This window comes from uncultured Clostridium sp., assembly GCF_934754925.1.
Taxonomy (GTDB): domain Bacteria; phylum Bacillota; class Clostridia; order Clostridiales; family Clostridiaceae; genus Clostridium.
Map to the genome: position 1 here is coordinate 1 of NZ_CAKVJA010000039.1, position 25,641 is coordinate 25,641.

The 25,641-nt window shown below is 26.4% G+C and carries 23 protein-coding genes, 2 pseudogenes and 1 riboswitch; of the genes and pseudogenes, 21 read left to right on the plus strand and 4 right to left on the minus strand.

The genetic code is table 11. The annotated features are described in order from the left end of the window. Positions 1–21: 21 nt before the first annotated feature. Complete coding sequence (locus Q0G30_RS11185) at positions 22–750, minus strand: HAD-IB family hydrolase (protein ID WP_133015812.1); 729 nt, start codon at positions 748–750, stop codon at positions 22–24. Between the two features lie 161 nt (positions 751–911). Then, positions 912–1,011, plus strand: a riboswitch (TPP riboswitch). 177 nt (positions 1,012–1,188) lie between these two features. Between Q0G30_RS11185 and thiD the strand changes: the two genes are divergently transcribed. The 19 genes and pseudogenes from thiD (at position 1,189) to Q0G30_RS11280 (ending at position 20,979) form a co-directional block, all read left to right on the plus strand. After that, entirely contained in the window at positions 1,189–1,992 is an 804-nt protein-coding gene (thiD, locus tag Q0G30_RS11190; protein WP_294389921.1) for a bifunctional hydroxymethylpyrimidine kinase/phosphomethylpyrimidine kinase, read from the plus strand. Positions 1,993–2,009: 17 nt separating this feature from the next. Further along, on the plus strand, positions 2,010–2,819 hold the full coding sequence (thiM, locus tag Q0G30_RS11195) for a hydroxyethylthiazole kinase (protein WP_294389925.1): 810 nt from the start codon (positions 2,010–2,012) through the stop codon (positions 2,817–2,819). Between the two features lies 1 nt (position 2,820). Then, positions 2,821–3,474 carry a thiaminase II gene (gene tenA, locus Q0G30_RS11200; protein ID WP_204571773.1) on the plus strand — a complete coding sequence of 218 codons (654 nt, stop codon included), beginning with the start codon at positions 2,821–2,823 and terminating at the stop codon, positions 3,472–3,474. A 19-nt stretch (positions 3,475–3,493) separates the two neighbouring features. Next, the gene (gene thiT / locus Q0G30_RS11205; RefSeq protein WP_294389930.1) at positions 3,494–4,108 is read left to right on the plus strand and encodes an energy-coupled thiamine transporter ThiT; all 615 of its coding nucleotides are present in this window, start codon (positions 3,494–3,496) and stop codon (positions 4,106–4,108) included. Between the two features lie 19 nt (positions 4,109–4,127). Then, positions 4,128–4,745, plus strand: a complete 618-nt coding sequence (gene thiE / locus Q0G30_RS11210; RefSeq protein ID WP_294389968.1) for a thiamine phosphate synthase — start codon at positions 4,128–4,130, stop codon at positions 4,743–4,745. A 42-nt stretch (positions 4,746–4,787) separates the two neighbouring features. Further along, positions 4,788–5,291 carry an energy coupling factor transporter S component ThiW gene (thiW, locus tag Q0G30_RS11215; protein ID WP_294389933.1) on the plus strand — a complete coding sequence of 168 codons (504 nt, stop codon included), beginning with the start codon at positions 4,788–4,790 and terminating at the stop codon, positions 5,289–5,291. Between the two features lie 193 nt (positions 5,292–5,484). Continuing rightward, the gene (locus tag Q0G30_RS11220) at positions 5,485–5,676 is read left to right on the plus strand and encodes a hypothetical protein (protein ID WP_204571770.1); all 192 of its coding nucleotides are present in this window, start codon (positions 5,485–5,487) and stop codon (positions 5,674–5,676) included. 203 nt (positions 5,677–5,879) lie between these two features. Continuing rightward, positions 5,880–7,103 (plus strand): exonuclease SbcCD subunit D, encoded by a 1,224-nt coding sequence (locus Q0G30_RS11225; RefSeq protein ID WP_294389939.1) that lies wholly within the window; start codon positions 5,880–5,882, stop codon positions 7,101–7,103. Beyond that, on the plus strand, positions 7,090–10,581 hold the full coding sequence (locus tag Q0G30_RS11230) for an AAA family ATPase (RefSeq protein WP_294389940.1): 3,492 nt from the start codon (positions 7,090–7,092) through the stop codon (positions 10,579–10,581). Before Q0G30_RS11225 ends, Q0G30_RS11230 begins: the two co-directional genes overlap by 14 nt. A gap of 54 nt (positions 10,582–10,635) precedes the next feature. Continuing rightward, positions 10,636–11,820, plus strand: coding sequence for a pentapeptide repeat-containing protein (locus Q0G30_RS11235; protein WP_294389943.1), 1,185 nt, complete (start codon positions 10,636–10,638; stop codon positions 11,818–11,820). Between the two features lie 212 nt (positions 11,821–12,032). Next, a pseudogene (locus Q0G30_RS11240) lies at positions 12,033–12,191 on the plus strand (FGGY family carbohydrate kinase); the annotation flags it as partial. Positions 12,192–12,225: 34 nt separating this feature from the next. Continuing rightward, positions 12,226–12,591: pseudogene (locus tag Q0G30_RS11245) on the plus strand (ROK family protein); the annotation flags it as partial. Positions 12,592–12,745: 154 nt separating this feature from the next. Next, the gene (fsa, locus tag Q0G30_RS11250; RefSeq protein WP_294389946.1) at positions 12,746–13,393 is read left to right on the plus strand and encodes a fructose-6-phosphate aldolase; all 648 of its coding nucleotides are present in this window, start codon (positions 12,746–12,748) and stop codon (positions 13,391–13,393) included. Positions 13,394–13,461: 68 nt separating this feature from the next. Next, positions 13,462–13,641 carry a hypothetical protein gene (locus Q0G30_RS11255; RefSeq protein ID WP_294389972.1) on the plus strand — a complete coding sequence of 60 codons (180 nt, stop codon included), beginning with the start codon at positions 13,462–13,464 and terminating at the stop codon, positions 13,639–13,641. Between the two features lie 178 nt (positions 13,642–13,819). After that, positions 13,820–14,536, plus strand: a complete 717-nt coding sequence (locus Q0G30_RS11260) for a lysophospholipid acyltransferase family protein (protein WP_294389947.1) — start codon at positions 13,820–13,822, stop codon at positions 14,534–14,536. Between the two features lie 29 nt (positions 14,537–14,565). Next, positions 14,566–14,886 (plus strand): metalloregulator ArsR/SmtB family transcription factor, encoded by a 321-nt coding sequence (locus Q0G30_RS11265; protein ID WP_221699403.1) that lies wholly within the window; start codon positions 14,566–14,568, stop codon positions 14,884–14,886. A gap of 227 nt (positions 14,887–15,113) precedes the next feature. Then, positions 15,114–16,436, plus strand: a complete 1,323-nt coding sequence (locus Q0G30_RS11270) for an MATE family efflux transporter (RefSeq protein WP_221699404.1) — start codon at positions 15,114–15,116, stop codon at positions 16,434–16,436. After that, a complete protein-coding gene (gene gshAB, locus Q0G30_RS11275; RefSeq protein ID WP_294389950.1) occupies positions 16,426–18,723 on the plus strand; it encodes a bifunctional glutamate--cysteine ligase GshA/glutathione synthetase GshB in 2,298 nt (765 codons plus the stop codon). Before Q0G30_RS11270 ends, gshAB begins: the two co-directional genes overlap by 11 nt. 591 nt (positions 18,724–19,314) lie before the next feature. Continuing rightward, entirely contained in the window at positions 19,315–20,979 is a 1,665-nt protein-coding gene (locus tag Q0G30_RS11280; protein WP_294389952.1) for a ribonuclease J, read from the plus strand. A 77-nt stretch (positions 20,980–21,056) separates the two neighbouring features. On the opposite strand, the gene Q0G30_RS11285 is transcribed toward Q0G30_RS11280, so the two are convergent. Continuing rightward, entirely contained in the window at positions 21,057–21,518 is a 462-nt protein-coding gene (locus tag Q0G30_RS11285; RefSeq protein ID WP_294389955.1) for a YopX family protein, read from the minus strand. 167 nt (positions 21,519–21,685) lie between these two features. Between Q0G30_RS11285 and Q0G30_RS11290 the strand changes: the two genes are divergently transcribed. Then, positions 21,686–22,723, plus strand: a complete 1,038-nt coding sequence (locus Q0G30_RS11290; protein ID WP_294389957.1) for a J domain-containing protein — start codon at positions 21,686–21,688, stop codon at positions 22,721–22,723. A 20-nt stretch (positions 22,724–22,743) separates the two neighbouring features. Here the strand turns inward: Q0G30_RS11290 and Q0G30_RS11295 are convergent, their stop codons facing one another. Then, positions 22,744–23,481 (minus strand): TIGR03915 family putative DNA repair protein, encoded by a 738-nt coding sequence (locus Q0G30_RS11295; RefSeq protein ID WP_294389960.1) that lies wholly within the window; start codon positions 23,479–23,481, stop codon positions 22,744–22,746. A 2-nt stretch (positions 23,482–23,483) separates the two neighbouring features. Next, positions 23,484–24,848 carry a putative DNA modification/repair radical SAM protein gene (locus Q0G30_RS11300; protein ID WP_294389962.1) on the minus strand — a complete coding sequence of 455 codons (1,365 nt, stop codon included), beginning with the start codon at positions 24,846–24,848 and terminating at the stop codon, positions 23,484–23,486. Positions 24,849–25,116: 268 nt separating this feature from the next. On the opposite strand from Q0G30_RS11300, the gene Q0G30_RS11305 reads away from it, so the two are divergent. After that, positions 25,117–25,545 carry a DUF3783 domain-containing protein gene (locus Q0G30_RS11305; protein ID WP_294389965.1) on the plus strand — a complete coding sequence of 143 codons (429 nt, stop codon included), beginning with the start codon at positions 25,117–25,119 and terminating at the stop codon, positions 25,543–25,545. Positions 25,546–25,641: the final 96 nt, after the last annotated feature.

The following is a 25,641-nucleotide window of genomic DNA, read 5'->3' on the forward strand; positions in this document are numbered from 1 at the left end:
AATTAAATTTAATTATTAATTTTATAAAAGATTTAGACAGTTTACATCAAGTTGATAAGTTACATCTTTTCTTTCAACAATAATATTAATTTTCTTTTTTAATTCTTCATCATCCATAATTTTTGTTATAAGTTCTCTTGTTGGATTCATAGCATAAGGTATTCCAACAGACTTGAACATTGTAAAATCACCAGCAGTATCACCATAAGCATAGCTTTTACTTAAATCAATGTCATACTTTTCGCATAATTCCTTAATAGCCTTCTTTTTACTTTCAGAATCCCACATAGGAGTAATATATCCATTATATTTATTATCTTTATCTAATTCATATATTGTCCCTCTATAGTCATCCATATGATATTTTAAAGACATTTCTCTAACTAGTTCTATAGGAGAACCTGAAATAGCAATAACAATATCTCCATTTTCTTTATGCCATTTAATTCTTTCTCTTGAGAATGTATAAACTCTGTCTCCTTTTTGTTCAATAACTTTTTTAGCAATATAATCTATATGATATTTATCTAATCCTTTAATAGCTTCTATATATACATCAACCATTTTTAAAAGATAAGTATCATAATCACCTTGTCTTTTATCCCAATTAATATAAGCAGGTTTTACTTCTTTAAACCACTTATTTTCATCGACTAAATCATATTTAATTATTTTTTTAAATACTTCAGTAATAAGTCCTTCTCTATATATTGTTCCGTCTATATCAAAAAATGCAGCTCTTCTTGACATTAAAAAACCTCCTTATTTTTTTATTAGTATATGCAAATATTAATATATATAATAATAAATAAGTTAATAAAGTGCAAACAAAATTAAGGAAATAAAAGAAAAATGTTAGAAAATATTGACAATAAAATACAAAGTAATATAATTAAGATGTAATAATTAAATAAAAATGCTAGGGGTGCCATAAGGCTGAGAAATAAATTATTATTAACCCTTGTACCTGATCTGGATAATACCAGCGTAGGAAAGCTTATTAATGTATATTTAAAATAAATCTACAAATTTTAGTGTAAAATTTTGTTATATAATAAATAGTTTATATTAAATAGGATGTAGAAAAGAATTATATATTATTTGTGATTATGCAGTTATATTCCAGTGGAGTATAGCTGCTTTTTTTATTTATATATCTAAATTTAAGAGTTCAAAGGAGAAGAAAAAATGAGAAATTACAAAATACCAACATTAACAATAGCTGGTTCAGATTCATCAGGAGGGGCAGGTGTACAAGCTGATTTAAAAACATTTAGTGCAATTGGAACTTATGGAATGAGTGTAATAACTGCAATAACAGCTCAAAATACACAAGGAGTATTTCTTGTAGAAGATTTAAGTAAAGAAATAATTGAAAAGCAAATAGAAGTTGTATTTGAGGATATAGAGCCTGCAGCAGTAAAAATAGGAATGGTATCTAGTCCAGAGATTATTAATACAATAGTTAATACTTTAAAAAAATATAATCCTAAGTATCTAATAGTAGATCCAGTTATGATATCTAAAAGTGGATATTCATTACTAAAACCAGAAGCAAAGAAAACTTTAATTGAAGAACTTATACCTATGGCATATATAATAACTCCAAATACTCTTGAGGCTGAGGAGATAGTAGGTATGAAAATAAATACTGTTGATGATATGAGGGAAGTTGGAGAAAAAATATTAGAATTAGGTCCTAAATATGTACTGATGAAAGGTGGACATCTTCAAGGGGATGCTGTCGATGTATTAATAGGTAAGGATACTTTTGAAATTTATAAGCAAGAAAGATTAGATAGAAAAAATACTCATGGAACAGGATGTACTTTATCCTCTGCAATAACCTCACATTTAGCTTTAGGATATGACGTAGTTGAAGCAGTGAGGTTAAGTAAGGAATATATAACTGAAGCAATAAGAGAAAGTTTTGATATTGGAAAAGGTGTAGGTCCAGTAAATCATTTTTATAAGTTTCAAAATTTAAAATAAGAAAGGACTAGTTAAAGATGCTTGAATTAATTAATAAAGTAAAAGAAATAAATCCATTAGTTCTTCATTATACAAATGAAGTTACTATAAATGATTGTGCCAATATAACTTTAGCATTAGGTGCAAGTCCATTGATGAGTTATTCAAATGAAGAGGTTGAAGAAGTTGTAAGTATTGCAAGTTCTGTAGTTATTAATATAGGAACTATGAATTCAAATAGATTAGATTTATTTTTACAGGCAGGAAAAGCAGCTAATAAATTTAATAAACCTGTTATTTTAGATCCAGTAGGAGTTTTTGCTACGAAAACTAGAACTGATTTTACAAATAAACTTCTAAATAAAATCAAATTTGATGTTGTTAAAGGTAATGTGGCTGAAATAAAGTTTATAGGTGGTTTAGATGTAAGAGGACAAGGTGTTGATTCCTTTGATGATGGAGAAGATATATCAGAAGTTATTAAAAAGGTAGCTAAAAAGCTTGGATGTATAGTAGTAGCTACTGGAAAAGTTGATTTTATTAGTGATGGTAATACAGTTATAAAGATATTTAATGGAACTTCAAAATTAAAAAGTGTAACAGGTACTGGTTGTATGACTGGAAGTTTGATAGGTAGTTATTTAGGTGCATATAACAGTCTGGAAGGTAGAGAAAGAGATAATTTCAAAAAGGTAGAAGTAGTTGCTATGGGAGTTCTTACTATGGCAGTAAGTGGAGAGTTAGCAGATAAAGATAATATAGCAATAGGAACTTTTAAAGAAGAACTTATGAATAATGTTTATGAAATGAATATTGATAAACTAAAAGAGTATGGAAGGATTGAATAGTATGAAGTTTTCAGAAGAGTTATTTGATGAAGTTAAAGAGATTTGGGATGAATATTTAAAACATCCTTTTGTAAAAGGAATAGGTGAAGGAACTTTAGATAAAGAGAAGTTTAAGAATTATTTAATTCAAGATTATTTATATTTAAAAGATTATGCTAAAGTTTTTGCAATGGGATTAGTTAAGGCTAGAACTATGAAAGAAATGAAGTTTTATCATGAATCAATAAAAGGTGTTTTAGATGATGAAACTGCAGTTCATGTTAATTATTTAAAAGGATTTGGGTTAAGTACAGATGAGGTAGAAAAGTATAAAGTTGAGTTAACAACTGCAAGTTATACAAATTATATGCTTGGAATTGCATTAAAAGGTGATTCAAAGGATATTGCAATGACAATAATGCCTTGTACCTGGAGTTATTACTATATCGGAAAACATTTATATGAAACATATAAGGATAGACTAGAAGAAAACTTTTATGTTCCATGGATAAAGGAGTATGCTTCAGAAGAATTTAGACAATGTACTGAAGAATGGATTGATTATATTGATGAAATATGTGAAAACATATCAGAAGATGAAAAGGAAAGGCTAAAAGATATTTTTATAAAATCCAGCCTTTATGAGATGGAATTTTGGAATATGGCAAATAAATAAATTTAGTGTTAAGGTGGGAATGATTAATATGGTAATTTTTATTGGGATAATATCAGTAATAATATTTGCATTATATTTTAGAGATTTGAAAAGAAATCCTTTAACAACTAAGAAAATGATAGTAATTGCAATGATGAGTGGATTATCATTTATGCTTGGGTTAATCCAATTTGTAAAATATCCTCAAGGTGGAGGAATAACATTATTTTCTATGTTACCAATAATGGTTCTTTCATTATTATATGGTAGAACTGCTGGGGTTACAGGTGGATTAATATGGGGACTTTTATCTTTATTAAATGGAGCCTATGTAATACATCCAATACAATTTTTCTTAGATTGTTTATTTGGACCAATGGCATTAGGATTTACATGTATTTTTGGAAGTGATAAAAAATATAAAATAATTTTAGGATCATTATTTGCAGTTACTTTAAGTGTATTTTCCTATTTTGTATCAGGGGTAGTATTTTTTGCACAATTTGCACCAGAGGGAATGAATCCTTATCTTTATTCATTTTTATATAATTTTACTAGTGCTGGTGTTGAAGGAATTTTATGTACGATTCTTATATCAATAATTCCTTTAAAGAGATTTAAAAAAGAAGTTAGTATAAAAGATACTGCAGCATAAACATTGAAATGAAGAGGTGATAAAAATGAAAGAATTAAAACTTTATTTAGTAACAGATTCAGATATTTTAAGAGGTAGAGATTTTTACAATAGTATTGAAGAAGCATTAAAAGGTGGAGTAACTATGCTTCAACTAAGAGAAAAAAATGCCAGTGGAAAAGAGTTTTTAGAGAAGGCAATTAAGCTTAGAGAATTAACTAAAAAATATAATGTGAAGTTTATTATTAATGATAGGGTAGATATTGCAATGCTTTGTGATGCTGATGGTGTTCATGTTGGACAAAGTGATATACCAGCCAATAAAGTTAGAGAGCTTATAGGAGAAGATAAGATAGTGGGAGTATCAGCAAGAACAGTAGAAGAGGCTTTAACAGCTAAAGAAAATGGGGCTGATTATCTTGGTGTCGGAGCTATGTTTACAACAAGAACTAAGCTTGATGCAAAATCTGTATCTATAGAAAAATTAAAAGAAATAAAAGAATTGATTAAATTACCAGTAGTAGCTATTGGAGGATTATCACTAAGTAATATTGATAAATTAAAAGAGTGTAATGTAGATGGGTATGCAGTTGTATCTGCAATACTTGGAGCTGAGAACATAAAATTAGAATGTGAAAAATGGATTGAGAAAATATAAAATAATAATCTTATTTTAATTAATGATATTAAAGGAGGAAATATGGAGATAGCTAAAAATAAAGATAAAACTACACAAAAAATAGTATTAAGTGGGATATTAATTGCTATAGCAACAGTTCTAGGAACATTTTCTATACCAGTATTAGGAGCAAAGGCATCGCCAGTACAGCATTTTGTTAATGTTATTGCTGGAATAACTTTAGGTCCAGTTTATGGAGTTGCTTGTGCCTTTGTAGCAGCATTACTTAGAAATATTTTAGGTACTGGAAGTTTATTAGCCTTTCCAGGTAGTATGGTAGGGGTATTTTTAGCAGCCCTTTTATATAAGAAATTTAAAAAGATAGAATTAGCAGTAATTGGTGAAGTTATTGGAACAGGGATAATAGGTGCTTTACTTGCATATCCGGTAGCAACAGTTTTATTAGGGAAAGAAGTTGCTTTATTTGTTTATGTTATTCCATTTTCATTAAGCTCTATTATAGGGAGTATAATTGCATATATAATATTAAAAATAAAAGTAATAAGAGAATTTTTATTAAAATAGAGGAAACATAATTAGTTAAAATAATTGAAGTTAAATTTGTTTAATTTCAATTATTTTTTATTTTCTGTAAATTGAATAATAGGAAAATTTATGAATAAAATTATTCAAAAAATTGAAAATTACAACTTGAATGGTTATATTAGTAAAAAGGTGTATAATATGACATGAAAATAACATTCATGAGGTGATAACTATGATATTTTGTAAAGGGAATAAGTATATTTTTAGTAAGGATGTTTATCTAGCAAGTGATGAGAGAGTAGAAAAGTTAAATGATAATCAAATAGACCAATATGATGGTTTAGAAGTACAAGTTGCACATAGCTATTTAGGATATATAAATAATTCAAGAATTTCTTCAAGCTGGTGTAAAGAAGTTAAATAGATAATAGGAAAAAGATGATGCAGAAATGTATCATCTTTTTTGTTTAAAGGAAACTCACTACTCACATTCATTGGTAGGAGTAAGTTCTGATAACTAAATCTAAGATTTAGATCATCACTTAAGTTTGATTACATATACTACTTAATTGTATAATTAAAAATAGATAAAATTTATACAGTGGAATAAAAAAGGAGGTAATATTTTTGAGAATATTACATACTGGAGATTGGCATTTAGGAAAGAACTTAGAAGGCCAAAGTAGAATGGATGAGCAAGAATTATTCTTAAAAGATTTTATAGATATAGTTGAAGAAAATAAAGTTGATTTAGTTATAATTGCAGGAGATGTTTATGATAGTAGTAATCCACCGGCAAGAGCTGAAAAAATGTTTTATAATACATTAAAAAAACTTTCTAAAAATGGAGAAAGATTAACCTTAGTTATTGCAGGAAATCATGATAATCCAGAAAGATTAGTTGCAGCAGGGCCACTTGCTATGGAGCATGGAATAATAATGGTTGGGACACCTAAAACTATTGTACAATGTGGTGAATATGGACAGCATAAAGTTATTAACTCAGGAGAAGGAGTTGTTGAAATAGAAATTAATAATGAAAAAGCAGTAATATTAACAGTACCATATCCAAGTGAAAAGAGATTAAATGAAGTTCTTTATGGAGAGATGGATAGTGATGAAGATAGATTAAAAACTTATGGAGAAAGAATAAAATCTTTATTTGATTCTTTAAAGAAAAACTATAGAGAAGATACTATTAATTTAGCAGTATCACATTTATTTGCTATGGGAAGTGAAGAAGGTGGCTCAGAAAGAAGTATTCAACTTGGTGGAAGCTATATTGTTAATGGGTCATGTTTACCAGAAGAAGCACAGTATATAGCTTTAGGACATGTCCATAAACCACAGGTTGTACCAGGTACCAATAAGAAGGCAAGGTATTCAGGTTCTCCTCTTCATTATAATAAAAAGGAAATAAATATTAATAAGAAATGTTTTATTGTTGATGTAAAACCAAAAGAAGAATGTGAAATAAAAGAAGTAGAATTTAAAGTGTATAAGCCCATAGAAATTTGGAAATGTGAAAGTATTGATGATGCAATAGAAAGATGTGAAGAAAATAAGGATAGAAATTGCTGGGTTTATTTAGAGATTAAGTGTGATAGATATATAAGAGAAGATGAAATAAAGAAGATGAAGGAAATAAAAAAGGATATTTTGGAAATAATACCAAAGCTTCAAAATTCTCAAGATGATGATGAAAATGATATTTCTATTCAAGAGAAATCTTTTGAAGAAATATTTAGAGAGTTTTATAAAAAAGAAAGAAATGTAGAAGCTGATGATGAAATTGTAAGTTTACTTTTAAAATTAATAAATGAAGAGGGGGATGAAAATGAGACCAATTAAGCTTAAGATAAAAGGATTAAATAGTTTTATAGAAGAACAAACTATAGATTTTGAAAAGTTAACTGATCGAGGATTGTTTGGGATTTTTGGTCCAACAGGAAGTGGTAAATCTACAATTTTAGATGGTATAACGTTAGCACTATATGGTGATGTTTCAAGAAAAAGCTCTAATTATATAAATACAAATTGTGATAGATTAAATGTCAGCTTTGAGTTTCAAATATCAGGAGCAGAAACTAAAAGATATTTAGTTAATAGAGAGTTTAAAAGAGATAAAAAATCAGGAAATCCTGTGTCTGGTAAGTGTAAGATAGTTGATATAACTAATGGGGAAGAGGTTTTAGCTGATAAGGTTAAAACTGTGACTGATAAATGTAAAGAAGTAATTGGATTAAGTTTAGAGGATTTTACAAGGACTGTTGTTTTGCCACAGGGAAAGTTTTCAGAGTTTTTAAAGCTTGAAGGAAAACCAAGAAGAGAAATGTTAGAAAGACTTTTCAATTTAGGTGAATATGGGGATAAGCTTTCAAGTAAATTATCTAAAGAAATAACAAAAGAAAGAACTGAAAATAGTGAACTTATAGGTCAACTTAAGGGATATGAAGATATAAGTGAAGAAAAGAAAAAAGAAAAAGAAGAAGAATTAAATATAAGTATTGTAAATTTGGAAAAGGCTAATGAAGAACTTAAAGCAATAGAAAAAAGTTTCAAAGAAAATACTGAGTTGTGGAATATGCAGCTTGAAGTTAAAGATTATAAGACTAAAGAAAGCAAGCTTATTGATAAAGCTGAGGAAATAAATTTATTTAAAGAGAAGGTTAAAGATGCTGAAGCTGCAAATAAAGTTAATCCATATATAATTTCTTATGAAGAAACATTAAAAAATATTAACTTTACCGAAAAAGAATTAAGTGAACTTAAAGTTAAATGTCAAGAACTTAAAGTAAAAAAGGATAAATGTGAAGAAGAGTGGAGTAAGGCTAGAATAAATAAAGATAGTAAACTTCCAGAATATAAGGTCCAAGAAGAAAAAATAAAAGAAGCAATAAATGATAAAAAGGCTTTAATTGATTTAGAAAATCAAATTAAAGAAATTAATAAAAGAGCAGATGAATTACTTAAAAAGAATAAAGAAAATAATGAAAAAGTAATTGATTGTGAAAAGAGATTAAAAAAGGGAAATGAGCTATTAAAAGAAAAGGAAGAATACAGAGATACTTTAAATATTGAAAGAGAGTTAAAAGAAAATGTTCAAGAAGGGGTAGGTATTACCAGAGATTATAATAATTTATTTAAGGTAGTTAATGAGTATAAAGTAAAAATAGAAGCTAATAAAGGCGAAGTAAAAAAATATTTAGAAGAAAAACAATTATTAAAGCTTGAATTAGATAAGAAAAATAATTTATTGATAGAAAATGAAAGAGCTTTAGAAAAATTAATTAAAAATTGCCCAGGAAATCAAAATGATTTATTTGATATGCAAGAAAAATACTCTGAACTTAAAGGTAAGCTAGATATATTTAAAAGGTCAAATGAAGAATTATTAAAAAATAAAGATGCTATTGAAGTATTAAGCAAAGATTTAGAGCCTAAAAAAGAAGAGTATATTAATTTAGAAAATGAAATTAAAAAAATAAAAATAGAGATACTTGAAATAGAAAGAGAAAATCTAGCTCATAAATTAAGAGAAGAATTAAATGAAGGAGATATTTGTCCGGTTTGTGGTTCAGTTGAACATCATAAGGAAAAAATTAAGCATGTAGATATTAAGGATGATACTAATCTAGAAAAAAGTATAGATTTAAAAGAAAAACTATCTATTATTGTACTTAATAGTATAAGGGACATAGAAGCTAAGTTAAGTATTGCAAAGGAAAAAATAAAAGAAAGTGAATCAATAATTAGCGATTTAGGTGAAGATTTTAATGAAGAAGTAGTACTTAATCTTCAAGTGAAAATGAACGAATTAAAATCTAAGATAAATGATTACAATATTAAAAAGGAAGAGCTTGAAAATAGAATAAAGAATTTAAGAGAAGAATGTAATAATTTAAAACTTAAACATACACAATTAGAAACTAAAATTAATAGTAATGAAAATACAATAAATGAATTGTTAGAAGATAAAAAGAAGCAAGAGGAAAATTTGCAGCAAGTTGAAGAAAAATTAAATTTTCTTAAAGAAAAAACTAAGGTTGAAGATTTTATAACTAAAAATGCTGAAATAAATAAAATTGAAAATGAAAGAGAAGAAATAGAAAAAACTATAAAAAGCTATAGAAATAGAATAGATGAATTAAACACAGAGAAAGAAGTTGCAAAAAATAACTTAAATGATACTAATCAGGAATTAGCTAAAATTAATACAACTTTAGATGAAAAAAATAAAGTTAGAGAAGAAAATTTATTAAAAATAAAAAGTAAAGTTAAGGATATAGATAATATAGAAGAAATATTAAATAAAGTTCAAAAAGAAATAAAAATAATTGAAGACAATTATATTTTTACAGAAAAGTCAAAAGAAGAAGCAGATAAAATTTATGAAGAGTGTAACTCTAAATTAATTAGTATTACTTCAAAGGGAAAAGAACTTTATAAAAGAAAAGAAGAAGAAAAGCAAAAGCTTGATATAGCATTAAAAGAAGAAGGGTTTTTAAGTGCAGATGAAGTTAAACAAAATGTTTTAGAAAAGGTTAAAATAGAAGCTTTAAAGGTTGAAATTGATAAATATAATGATGATTTAGCAAAAATAAGGGGAGCTATTGAAAGCATTTCTAAAAAGATTGGAAATAGAGAATTAACTGAAGAACAATGGATTGCTATACAACAAGAAAAAGAAGAAAAAGAAGTTAAAGTTAAGGAATATAATGAAATAAAAATTAAACTTCAAGAAGAACTTAAGATAATAGAAGACAAGATGATAGAGCTAAAGGGGTTATTGAAGCAAAAGGAAGAGTTAGACCATAAGCTTGCATTATTAAATGATTTAGATAAATTATTTAAGGGGAAAAAGTTTGTTGAATTTGTTGCAGCTACTAGACTTAAATATGTTTCGCTAGAAGCTAGTAAAAAGTTAAAGGAAATAACTAATGGAAACTATGGGTTAGAAGTAGATGAGGATGGAAGATTTATAATTAGAGATTATAAAAATGGTGGAGCTGAAAGAGATGCTTCTACACTTTCAGGGGGAGAAACCTTCTTAGCATCACTTGCTTTAGCACTTGCATTATCAGCAGAAATTCAACTTAAGGGAACTGCTCCACTTGAATTATTCTTCTTAGATGAAGGGTTTGGTACTTTAGATGATAATCTTTTAGAGGTTGTTATGAGCTCGCTTGAAAGAATTCATAATGATAAATTAAAGGTAGGAATAATAAGTCATGTTGAATCTATTAAGAATAGAGTTCCTGTTAAGCTTTTAATTACTCCAGCAGAAGCAGGAATGGGTGGAAGTAAGGTTAAAATTGAAAGAAGCTAAAATTAGAATAATGTTATAATATATGGCCCATAATATCATAAAGGAGTTGATATTATGGGCTATGTTAATTTTAAGGAAGAAAGATATAAAGCAACAAATCAACTTAAGAAGAGGAGAGAAAATAATAAAAATTTATTTGAACAATTAGTAAAATCAAGAGAGCTTCCTAATACATATAATCCAGATAAGGAGTATAGTTTTAAAGAATTTAATGATAAACATTTTGGCGGAGGAAAGATATTAGCAGAAAAGGAATTTATTGAAATTGCGAATAGTGATATTATTTGTTCAATATTCACTAACTGCACATTTGGTAATATTAAGTTTAAAGATTGTAGTTTTATAGGATGTAAGTTTAATGAGTGTAATTTTGAAAGTGGAGGAGTATTATTTGAAAATTGCACCTTTTTTAAGGAAGAAAGTGAAAAGAAACCTTCCCTTAATAGGTTTGATAATTTTTCATGTGAATTTTATAAGTGCAATATTTATGCAAAGTTTGATGGATGTATATTAAGTTATTTAATATTTGATAAATGTTTAATCCATAATACTTTCTTTAATCTAAGTGATATGAGTAGTTTAATTATTTTTAATTCAGAATTTAAAAGAATTAGAATTGAAGATTGTGATTTAAGTGGGGCTAAAATAATAGATACATATATAATAGATTTAGATTTTACTGATAAAATGAAAACTAAATTTGATCAAAAAACCTTTTTTGATAAAATAAAGTTAAGAGAAAAGAATAGGGATGAATATGAAGGTGTTTATATGACATATGAAACTATTGCTGATAAGTTTAAGGAAAATTCCTTGAATAATAATTTTGGAGAGTATTATTATTTGGGTAAGAAAGCAGAAAGAAAAGTTTTAGATTTTTTTCCTAAGGTTGGATCATATTTATATTGGGCTACATCTGGATATGGTGAGAGACCAATTAATGCAATAGTATTTTCACTTATAATGATAGCTATATTTGGGGTTTTGTATTCTATATTTGGAATTGAAGTTAAGGATAATTTTATATACTTGGTAAAATATAACATACACGATTATAGGGGGATTCTAGATTGTTTAAGGCAAGGCCTTATATTAAGTATAGATTTATTTAGTGGGGTTGGAGCAAATGAGACTATTCCAGTAAAATTCTCTGAAATAATTGCTAGCTTTGAAATTATGTTTGGTGTTATTATGATTGGAATAGGAACAGGTGTAGTAGTAAGAAAATTAGTAAGATAAATTTTTAGTAGGTAAATTACTTTTATTAATCTATATATAAAAAGTAATTTACTTTTATTTTTAATGAAAATGTATACAAAAACTTTTTAAAAGTTATTGAAAAAGTATAAAATTGGTATTGTAATAAACTTATAAAAGAACATTTAAAAAGTTATTTAATAATATTTTAAAAAGATTGAGATAAAAAAGAGTTATATATTGTGGAGGGGATTATGAGATATTTATTAGGTTTAGATATTGGTACATCAGGAACGAAAACTGCTTTGTTCGATGAATTAGGAAATACAATTGAAACTGCAACTTATGGTTATGATTTATATCAACCACAAGCAGGGTGGGCAGAACAAAATCCAGAAGATTGGTGGGAAGCCATGTAAATGTGGCTCTAAGTGATGTCTAGAAGCATATACATCAACTAATGCATTATTAGAAGAATATAATAAGATGAGTAATGGTAAAATAGATGATATAGATGAGTTTATATCTTTATTTGAAAATGAAGATAAAGCTACATATGAGGCTTTAGAAAAGTATTTTAATATACTTGGTATAGGAATTTCTAATTTAACAATGTTATTAGATCCAAGTTGTGTAGTTTTAGGCGGAGATATAAATATTCTATTAAAAGAAAATATAGAGTATTTAAGAAGGATTGTTTATAAGGACAATTTATTCACTAATGAGGAGATTTGTAAGATTGATGTTACAGAATTTAAGGGGTCATATTTAGTAGGAGCTGCAATGGTTCCATTAGAAGCATTTTTAAATTAAGATGTTTTTAAAATATGTATCTTAGTAATACTGTGTAACATGGATGTTTTATGATAAAGGGCAGATAAATAAAGCTGCCTTTTTATAAAGAAACTTTTAAAATAAATTTTAAAAAGTAGTTAAATAACAATTAAAATATAAAGGAGAGTTTTAAATGAAGTTATTTTTAGACACAGCAAATGTAGAACATATTAAAGAGGCAAATGAAATGGGAGTAATTTGTGGAGTAACAACAAATCCATCATTAATAGCTAAAGAGGGAAGAAATTTCAATGAAGTTATAAAGGAAATAACAGAAATAGTTGATGGACCTATAAGTGGGGAAGTTGTAAGTGAAGATGCAGAAGGAATGATAAAAGAAGGTAGAGAAATTGCTGCTATTCATAAAAATATGATTGTTAAAGTTCCAATGACAGTTGAAGGCCTTAAAGCTGTTAAGGTATTAGCTAGAGAAGGAATTAAAACTAATGTAACATTAATTTTCTCTGCTAACCAAGCTCTTTTAGCAGCAAATGCTGGAGCAACTTATGTTAGTCCATTCTTAGGAAGAGTAGATGATATATCTATGGATGGCATGGAACTTGTAAGAACAATTGCTGAAATATTTGAAGTGCATGGAATAAATACAGAAATAATTGCTGCAAGTGTTAGACATCCAATTCATGTTATAGAAGCAGCTAGAGCAGGTGCACATATAGCGACAGTACCATATGCATTAGTAATGCAAATGGTTAAACATCCATTAACAGATGCAGGATTAGAAAAATTTAAGGCAGATTGGGCAGCAGCTTTTGGAAAGTAATATATGAATTTTAAAATATACCAGATGTAAAATTAGGAATTGTTGCAGTTAGTAGAGACTGCTTCCCAATGAAATTATCAGCAGGACGCAGACAAGCTGTAGTCGCAGCATATAAAGAAGCTTATGGGGAAATTTATGAATGTCCTACAACAGTTGAAAGTGAAGTTCACATGAGAAAAGCTTTAGCATTATTAGACTGGATGGAATCTCATAAGGGATCAAGGGAATACGTGGTATTTGCTAATTAGCTCTTACTTAAACTGTATTAATAAAGTTTTGTAATTTATTAATACAGTTTTTTTATATATTAATACTTACAAATTAGTATATATTTATATAGAATAAATATAAATATAAGTTAAATATTTGTTACCTAATATAAAATGGTGTTATAATAAATAAGACTATAATAGTAGGGGGATTTACATGATAATAAAAACTATAAAATATTTTTTTTATATGATATATACAAGATTAAAAGGATTTAAGTATGAACATATAAAACGAAAGTATGGGATAGAGAAAGCAACAGAATATGCAGCTAAATGCATGTATTTATGGTCAAAGTTTACCGTAAAAACTATAGGAATGGACATAGTTATTAAAGGAAAAGAAAATATACCTGATGGTCCATGTGTTTTTATAGGAAATCATACTAGTATATTAGATATACCAACTATATTCTATTCAGCTGATAGGCTTGTTGGATTTGTAGCTAAAAAAGAGGTTTTAAAGGTTCCAATATTAAGTTATTGGTTATCAAGAGGAAAATGCATACCTTTAGATAGGCAAAATCCAAGGGATGCTGTTAGAGTAATTAATGAAGGAGTAAAAAATTTAAAAGATGGCTATTCAATGATGATATTCCCAGAGGGAACTAGAAGTTTAGATGGAAAAACACTTCCTTTTAAAAAGGGAAGTTTAAAACTAGCAATTAAAGCTAAGGTGCCAATAGTACCTGTAACAATAGATGCTGCATTTACTTCATTTGAGGAAAATAATAAATTTAAGCCATCAACAGTTAATGTTACCTTTTGTAAGCCTATAGAGACTGAAGGGTTAACAAGAGATGAAGAAAAGACTCTAGCTGAAGATATTAGAAAAATAATAATTAGCAATTTAAGAAAAGAATTTAGGGAATAATATATTAAAGTAATTTTAATGGAGGAGTTATGGATAATAAATATGATAATAATGCAAAAATATTTAAAGCATTAAGCGATTCTAATAGATTACAAATTATTCATATATTATCTTGTGGTGAGAGATGTGCTTGTAGATTATTAGAACACTTTAAATTTACTCAACCAACATTATCTCATCATATGAAGGTACTAATGGAGTGTGGATTAGTTGATTCTAGAAAAGAAGGAACTTGGAACTATTATAGCTTAAATAAAGATAATGCAAATGAGCTAATAAGATTTTTAAATGAGCTAATGTTAAGTAATAAAGAGTTAATAATAGAAAAAAGCAGTGACTGTGATTGTTAAATTAATAAAAATGGTCTCATAATAAATTTACCTGTTATGAGATCATTTTTGCTTTTTAATATAAAAATTAAAGTAAGTTACTAAAATTATTTATTTGAAAGTACTATGAATGTTGACAAGTGAAAAATAAAAAACTATATTAAACATAGATAAGTATCTATATTTAATGATTAAATGGTAAGTATTATTTATTATTAAATAACTAAAAATAATTTTAAGGAGAATATATGAAAAAAAATGACTTAACACAAGGAAAAGTTATTAATGTACTTACAGCTTTAGCACTACCTATTATGGGAAGTTCATTATTGCAATTTACTTATAACTTAATAGATATGCTATGGGTAGGTGGATTAGGAAGTGATTCTGTAGCAAGTATAGGATCATCAAGTTTTTTTATTGGATTAGGATATTCCATTAATTCATTAGTTGTTATAGGAACAGGAATAAAGGTTTCACATGCTATTGGACGAAAGGATAATAAGGAAGTAAAGCAATATATTAATTCAGGAATAGCAATAAATTTTATTATAGCAATAATATATGCGTTAACTTTAATAGTTTTAGGAAGAAGTTTTATTTCATTTTTAAGTCTTAATAATGAGTTTGTAGAAAGAAATTCATATTATTACTTAGCTATAAATGCACCAATTTTATTTTTTGCATTTTTCAATTCTCTATATACAAGAATATTTAGTAGTTTTGGAAATAATGGAGATTCCTTTAAGATAAATGCTATAGGAATGATAATGAATATAATTTTAGATCCAGTATTTATTTATGTATTTAAGTTAGGGGTTTTAGGTGCAGCAGTAGCAACATTAATATCAAATATAGTAATGTTTGTATTATATAAAATAAAATCAAATGGAATATTACATTATGATAAGAGCATAGGAGTTGATAAAGAAAAAATACTAGACATTGTAAGACTAGGTTTTCCTATGGCATTTCAAAGAATACTATTTACAATAGTTAATATAATTTTAGCTAAGATAATTGCTATATTTGGGACAAATTCAATTGCAGCACAAAAAATAGGTTTACAAATTGAATCAATAACCTATATGGTTATTGGTGGATTAAATGGAGCAATATCAAGTTTTACAGGTCAAAATTTTGGTGCTAATAAATTTAAAAGAATAAAGCAAGGATATTATACTGCATTATTATTAGGAATTATTTATTCAATAATTATGTCTATAATTTTTATTGTCTTTAAAGAGCCAATTATAAAACTGTTTATTAGAGAGGAAAATACCATTTTAATAGCTGGTGGTTATTTACAAGCAGTTGCATTTTCTCAGAGCTTTAGTACAATAGAAATGGTATCAAATGGATTATTTACCGGTTTAGGAATGCCAAAAATACCAGCTATAATTAGTGTTGTTTTTACTCTTTTAAGAATTCCAATGGCTTTAATACTTATGAAGAGTCTTGGAATTAATGGGGTATGGTGGAGCATAGCTATTTCAAGTATATTAAAAGGATTAGCAGCCTATTTTATATATCTAATAAAGATAAGGAGAAATTATAAAGATGTTAAATAAAATAAAAAAATTATTTTCTAGTAAAGAAATTTTAAGTGGAAACTTTGGTATTGAAAGAGAAACTTTAAGATTAGATGAGAATGGGTATTTAGCCAAAAGTGATCACCCAGAAGAATTTGGAGATAAAGCACATAATCCATACATTACAACAGATTTTTCAGAGAGTCAAATAGAAGTTATAACACCAGCATTACCAGATGTTAAAGAGGCATATAATTTTACAAGGGCATTATATGATATAGTTGCAATGGAAATTGGAGATGAATATCTATGGCCAGAATCAATGCCATGTATAATACCAGATGATAAAGATATTCCAGTAGCTAAATTTGCTGATCATAGTAAAGAATCACAAGAGTATAGAGAGAAGTTATTGCTTAAGTATGGAGGTAAAAAGCAGCTTATATCGGGAATTCATTATAATTTTTCTTTTAATGAATCTATAATTGAGAAATTATATGAAGATAGTGAGAAAAATTTATCTTATAAAGAGTTTAAAAATAGCATATATTTAAAGGTTGCTAGAAACTACTTAAGATTTAGATGGCTTATAGTATATCTTCTTGGAGCAGCTCCAGTTGTACATGAAAGCTTTGTTGATAGTTGTAAATGCCCATTAAAAAAAGTTAGTAATAATGAATATAGTAGCCTAGGAGCAATATCTCATAGAAATGGAAAGTGTGGATATAAAAATAAGGTGGATTTATTTCCTAGTTATAATAGTGTTAATGAGTATATAGAAAGTATAGATGGATATATTAAAGATGAGATAATAGAAAGTCATAAAGAATTATATAGTCAAGTAAGATTAAAACCAAGTAATACAAAGAATTTTAAAGAGTCATTACTTAATGAGGGAATAAAATATTTAGAGTATAGAACAATTGATATTAATCCTTTTGAAAAAGGCGGAATAAGTTTAGCTGATTTAAGATTTTTACAAGTATTTAATATTTATTTATTAACTAAAGAAGAAAGTGAGTTTGAAAATTGGCAAGAAGAAGCTTTAGAAAATCAACAATTAATAGCAGTACATGGAATTGATAATATAGAATTAAAACATGATGGAAAATGTATAAATAGAATAGATTTTGGATTAGAAATACTTAATGAAGTTATGGGTATTAATAATGAATTAAATTTAGGATTTGAAGATGTAATTAAAGATATGATTGATAAAGTTAAAGATAGTAAATTAACTTATGCATATAAAATAACCCAAAAAATAAATGAAGAGGGATATATTAATACATTTTTAAGTTTAGCTAAAGGATATAAAGAATCTGCATATAAAAATAGATTTAAGCTAGAAGGATATGAAGATTTAGAACTATCAACTCAAATTTTAATGAAGGAATCTATTAAAAGAGGTATTACTGTAAATGTAGTTGATAGAAGTGAGAATTTTATATCCCTTAAAAAAGATGAAAAAATAGAGTATGTAAAACAGGCAACTAAAACATCTAAAGATACTTATGTTTCTGTATTAATTATGGAAAATAAAACTGTAACTAAAAAGGTTTTAGCAGAAAAAGGAGTTAAGGTTCCAAAGGGTGAGGAATTTAACAATATAGAAGATGCAAAAATAAAAGCACGTAACTATATTAATAAGCCTATCGTAATAAAACCAAAGAGTACTAACTTTGGTATAGGAATAAATATTTTCCCAGAGGGCACAAATTTAGAAGATATAATTCATGCTTTTGAAATAGCATTTAAAAATGATAATACAGTTCTTATAGAAGAATTTATTAAAGGAAAGGAATATAGATTTTTAGTTATAAATGATGAAGTAGTGGGAATTTTACATAGAGTTCCAGCTAATGTTATTGGTGATGGAGAAAAATCTATAAAAGAATTAGTTGAAGTTAAGAATGAAGATCCATTACGTGGTAAGGGTTATGTAACACCTCTTGAAAAAATAAGATTAGAAGAAAATGCTGAGTTATTCTTAAAACAACAAGGAAAGAATTTTGATTATGTACCTAAAAAGGACGAAATAGTATATCTAAGAGAAAATTCAAATATTAGCACTGGTGGAGATAGCGTAGATTACACTGATGATATTCCACAAAAGTTTAAAGATATAGCAGTAAATGCAGCAAAAGCTGCAGGTGCTAAAATTTGTGGTGTAGATATGATGCTTGAAGATTATAAGGATGAAAATACTAGTTATGCAATAATAGAATTAAATTTTAATCCTGCAATACACATACATTCATATCCATACAAAGGAAAAGAAAGAAAAATTGCAACTCACGTTTTAAAATTATTAGAATTAATTTAATGGCATAAAACATAGAAAGCAAAACGAAATAATTAGTAGTTAGCTTTTAATTTGGTTATACAAAAATTATAGATTTAAGCTTTAATGTTAGTGATAAAGAAAAATTAATGATATTATTTGGAGAGAATATTGTAATTAAATTATTAACGCAAATTACATAATTCTTAGTGATAATATCATTAATTTTCGTCATCACGGCATTCAAGAGACAATGAAGGATTTAGTTATTAGAGTTGAAAAAAAGTGGGAAATTGTTTATAATGACTTATAAATATAAAAAAAGTTAAATGAATATATATAATAGATTTTATATGTATTTATTTAAGTTGTTTTATAATTATTATATAAAAATTATATTTAAATAAGCTTAGCACCATTAGGCAATAAGTAAATTAACATAAGCAGATGTTAAATATTGTAAATGCAATGTTAAGTTAATGAATTTATAAGAGATGTTAGTTTAGTTAAAAGAATTGAACCTATTGAATTATAAAATAATATTTAATTATAAATGAGTTGATTTAAAACAACTTTTGTTTTCATGCAAAAAAATAGAGAAATAGATTAAGATAGATAATATGGAGGATTTTCATGGAAAGTAAAAAGAAGATAAAAGTTATACCATTAGGTGGACTAGGTGAAGTTGGAAAGAATATAACAGTAATAGAATATGGTGAAGAAATAATAGTTGTAGACTGTGGAATGACTTTCCCAGATTCGGAAATGTATGGAATAGATGTTGTAATTCCAGATGTAACATATTTAGTTAATAATAAAGAAAGAGTAAAAGGATTTTTCATAACTCATGGACATGAAGATCATATAGGGGCAATACCATATATATTAAATCAAATTAATGCTCCAATTTATGCAACTAATTTAACAATAGGTTTAATTCAAAGTAAATTAGAAGAACATAAAATGCTTGATATAGTAGAATTAAATGTAGTTAAACCAGGAGATACTATAGCTTTAGATAAATTAAAAATAGAATTTATAAGAACAAACCATAGTATTGCAGATAGTTGTGCATTAGCTATTCATACTCCATTAGGAATAGTAGTTCATACTGGAGATATTAAAGTAGATTTTACCCCAGTTGATGGTAACGTAATAGATTTACAAAGATTAGCTAAGATAGGAAAACAAGGTGTATTATTACTTATGGCTGATAGTACTAATGCATGTCATCCAGGATATACAATGTCAGAAAAGACAGTAGGAGAAACATTAGATAATTTATTTAGTAAAGGAACTGGAAGAATAATTGTAGCAACATTTGCTTCAAATATTCATAGGTTACAACAAATAATAAACTCATCTATTAAGTATGGAAGAAAAATTGCTTTTAGTGGAAGAAGTATGGAGAAAATATCAGAGGTTGCAATAAAACTTGGATATTTAGATATGCCAGAAGATTTGCTAATTGACTTAAAAGATTTAAAGTTATATAACAGCAACCAAATAACAATTGTAACAACAGGAAGCCAAGGGGAACCTATGTCGGCTCTTACTAGAATGGCATCATCTACACATAAAAATATTCAAATAGAAAAAGATGATATGATAATTATATCGGCAAATCCTATTCCAGGAAATGAAAAAGCAGTATCAAAAGTTATAAATGAATTAACACAAAAGGGTGCTAAGGTTATTTATAAATCAATAGAGGAAATTCACGTATCAGGTCATGCTTGTGAACAAGAGTTAAAATTATTACAGTCAATTTTAAAACCTAAATATTTTGTACCAGTACATGGTGAATATAAACATTTAAGAAAACACATATTAATAGCAGAAGAAGTAGGTTTACAAAAAGAGAAAGCATTTATTTTAGAAAATGGTGATGTATTAACTTTAAATAGAAAGTCTGCTTGTATAAGTGGTAAAGTTCAAGCAGGAAATGTTTTAGTTGATGGTATTGGTATTGGAGATGTTGGTAATATAGTTTTAAGAGATAGAAAGAACTTATCAAAGGACGGTATTATAAATATTATTGTAGCCATAGAAAAAGAGAGTCGTTCTATAGTTTCAGGACCAGATATTGTTACAAGAGGATTTATATACGTAAGGGAATCAGAAGAACTAGTAAATCAAATAAAAGAAATATCTTATGATAGTATACAAACATCAATAGATAAAAACATATTTAAATGGTCAGAGATAAAAAATAATATTAGAAATGATGTTGGACCATTTATATATAGTAAAACTAAGAGAAAACCTATAATTGTACCAATAATTATGGAAGTATAATAAAGAAATTTAAATATTGAAATAGGATATCGTAGTATATTTGATATCCTATTTTTTATAAGAAAATAGAAGTTCTATTAAACTTCTATTTTTATTTTACCATTATTTTTACTTAACTTATAAGTAAAAACATTACCAATAATTTTAATTGGTTTACAGACAGATGATGTGGCAACACATAATAAATCTTTAAAGTCATCAACAATAAGATTTTCTTTTTGAGCTTTAAGCTCTAAATTTTTAGGAAATAGTTGTCTTGTCATAAAGCAACCATCTTCATATATTATTTCAGCAGTTTTTTTATAAGTAAAGCTATTTTCTTGATAACTTATAACATCACCTTCAAAAATTTCACGACCAGAAGAATCATAAATTCCTGTAGGCATTAAAAGTACTGAATCTTGAAATGATACTATATCTTCATCATCTTTCTCTCTATCAAAATAATAGATAACCTCATCCATATAATCTATTCTAGTTACTTTAAAGCATTTATTTAAGAGTTTATTGTATATTTTGAATTTTAATTCTTTTTCCACTAAAAACACTCCAATCTCTAACATAGGAATAGTTATTTACATAACATATATTATATTATAACAAATTGGAAAATAATTGAAAATATATTTATTTAAAATTACATAATATTTCTTATAGAATCATAAATATAAATTATTAAAAATTACTTATAGGTTGGTGAGGATGAATGTTAAGTATAGATGAAATAAAAAAAATTAAATATCCTTATGAATTATTTACAGATGATATTGAAGATATAAAAAATAAATATGTTGAGCTTATGAAAATATATCATCCAGATTTAAATGGGAAAGGTAATGATTATATTGAAATTACTAAAAAGATAAATAGCCTATATAAAGAAGCTGAAGAAAATATTATTAAGGGAGTTTGGAGCCAGCCTGGATTTATAAAATTAAAATGTACAAATGGAAAGTATTATAAGATGAATTTTAGAATTAGTCATACATTTGAATTAGGAAAAATGTATATAGGTAATGATTTAGTATTATATTTAATTGATGAAAAATATGAAAGAATGGCTCTTAATGCTATAAATAAAATAAATAGTATAAAATATACTAATGACGATATGAAAAAGGAATTTAATAAATATTTACCACAAGTAAAAGAAAGTTTTAGAATGATATCTGGAGAAATAGGAATAGTAGTTATAAAAGATGAAGATTCAGTTTTATTAAAAGATTTGTTGATATATTGTAAAGGAAAAATATCATTAAATGAAATGAATTATATTATGAATTCACTATATAGTATTGTATGTTTTATTAATTATAATGGATTAACTCATAATGGAATAACAGTAGATAGTTGCTTTATATCAATTAAAAATCATTATGTATCATTATTAGGGGGATGGTGGTATGCAGTTAAATCGGGAAAAGCTCTTTTAGATATTCCTAAAGAAATAAGTAGCATGCTAAGTTATAAATGCAATCAAAGTAGTAAAGCTAACTCTATACTAGATTTAGAGTCAATTAAATTAATAGGAAGAATTCTTTTATGCAATAATACAGATACAATATTATCAAGTGGGATAAATATTGACTCAAATTTAATGATTTGGTTAGAAGAAAATAGTACTGATAACCCATTTAATGAATATATAAAATGGACAAGTATATCTCCAAAAATGAAAGATAAGAATTATATAAGATTTAATATAGATAAAGATGATTTATATAAAAATATAGGAGGAAACTAGATTGCAATTGCAATCTAGTTTTAAAGTTCAGTTAAGTGTTTCCAATATCTCTTAGGCATATGTTGATTACGTAGTTTAGGGTTTTCTCTTTCTTTAATGTTTATAGATTTATAAAATGTTTTCCATAGATTTTCAAAGTTTTTATCTATATTAAGATTAGAAAATATATATCCTTCATCTTTAGATAAATCTGTAATTATTGAATCCTTTTTATTATATAGAATAGCTTTTTCACGTTTTAAATCATGAATAATAAAATTTTGATCAGAAAATCTAAGGGTAAAGTGATTAAGTATTATAGGTAAAATATTATAAACAGGCTCTATTTGAGCATAAAAGCTTAAAGGAGCAATTTCTTTAAAACGTACAAATCCAGTAAACATATGAGCTTCTTGAACTACCTTTTTATAGTATTTATCTACTAACATAATAGTATCATTGTTTTTAGCTAAATTTATATTAGTGCCGTATTTATAACAGAGCCTCAAATAATCAAGTATTATGTTTTCTACACCATCAATTTCACTAAGATATAAATAATATACATTATTTAAAACTTTACCATTAAGTTTCTGAATTATGCTATTATACACTCTTTTAAATTTATCATATTCAGTAGTAATTTCTCTTATTTCATTTAATAAGGAAGGTATATAATTTTCAAGCTTATTTATAGTACAATTATCTTTGCAAGGATAGGCATAGAAAATAGCAGTAAATAATCCTTCTAAAGATCCATCATATAAAAATTCAATCATAACTATATCTCTCCAGTATAAGAAGTGGTTTTATCATTTAGTAAAAGTAGTTTTTTATCGCCAGACAATCCATTAGTTAATGTAGTTCCATAAGGTAATAAAATTTTATTTATTTCATTATCAAAAAAACTTATTTGCTCAGAATCTTCTTCTAATAAGTTTAGGTCTATTTTAGGAGTAAGAGCTTTTTTAATTTTTTCATTATCTAAAGGAACACAACCAAAATATTTACCACCACAAGTAATAAAGTATTGAGCTCTTTTTATTACTATACCAAGTTTTTTTAAATCTATGAAAGTTAGAGAATTAATTCTACGTGCGCTAATAATTTTTCTAGCACCTCTAATGCCTATTCCCGGAACACGTATTAACATTTCATATGGGGCTTTGTTTATTTCAACAGGAAATAAGTGAATATTATTTAAAGCCCAATTAGTTTTAGGATCAAAATTAATATCTAAATTAGGTTTTTCTTTAGATAATAACTCAGAGGCTTTAAATCCATAAACTCTTAATAGCCAATCACCTTGATATAATCTATGCTCTCTTAAAGTTGGAGGTGTTTTTAGTACAGGAAGATTTTTATCCTGATTAACTGGAACATATGCAGAATAATAAACTCTTTTTAAATCAAATTTATTATAAAGATTTTCAGATAAATTAAGAATATTTAAGTCACTTTCTTTTGTAGCGCCAACTATAAGTTGGGTACTTTGACCTCCAGGAACAAAAAGAGAGGAATTTTTAAATTTTTTATATTCATACTTATTAGCAATTATATTATTTTTAATAAGTTTCATAGGTCTAAAAATTTCATCTTTATTTTTTTGAGGAGCAAGTAGTTTTAATGATTGAGAAGAAGGTAATTCTAAATTAACACTCATTCTATCTACTAAAGAACCAGCTTTCTTTATAAGTTCTTCATCAGCACCAGGAATAGCTTTTAAGTGAATATAACCTCTAAAATTATATTCGTTTCTTAATTTTTCAACTACCTCTGTTAAGCGCTCCATAGTAAAATTAGCATTTTTTATTATAGCAGAGCTTAAAAATAAGCCTTCTATATAATTTCGTCTATAAAAGTTAATAGTTAAATCTACAATCTCATTTACTGTAAATGATGCTCTTTCTATATCGTTTGATACTCGGTTTATACAATAGGCACAGTCATATATACAGTAATTAGTTAAAAGGATTTTTAAAAGTGATATGCATCTACCATCTGGAGTAAAGCTGTGACAAATACCACTTGTTGCTACTGAGCCAATACTACCCTTTTTAGAGTTTCTATTTGAACCAGAAGATGAACAAGAGACATCGTATTTAGCAGCACTACTTAAAATTCTTAGTTTTTCTGAAATTTCCATATAAATTCACCAACTTTAATATTTTTGATTTATAATGCAAAACTACTTTTTATTAAGAAAGTAGTTTTTCTATATTATTTAGTATAAGTATATATTAAAAATAATATACGAACAAGTGTTCTACATAAAATTATATTATATTAATAAAACTTATTTTAAGTATTAAATAATAATTATTATTATTTAAATATTAAATGAAAGAATTTTATGCTATAATTAGGTTATAATTTTATTAAAAAGATTGATAAGGAAAATTGGAGGAGTACATATGTCATTTGATAAATTAGATATAAAAGATAACAATGCAAGAGATGGAAGAGCTTGTATATTAGTTTGTAATTTAGGAGGAAAAGAGTTACAAAAGATTAAAAACTGTGCCATGATTTTAGGAATTAGAGATCAAATAATTTTAAATAGTAAAAATGGTAATACAGTTATTAAAGATGTATTAGATAATAATATAAACTCAGAATGTGAAGATGGAAGAAAGGAAAGAGCTATAATATTTAACTCAATACCACCTGCAAAGATGAATATATTTATTGAAAATCTTAAAAAAGTAAGAGTTAATAATGTTCTAAAAGCAGTAGTTACAGAAACTTCAATAGAATGGACTGTTAATGAAGTACTTTCTAATTTACTTGCAGAGCGTGTTGCTATAAGCAAGGGAGATTTCTCAGATCAACACAGCAAATAACATTGCGCACTACATGGATGGAAAAAATGAAATATTTATTTTCCGGGAACGGTGAAATTTTCGCCTAGAATTTATATCTTTGTTCCATTGAACTTG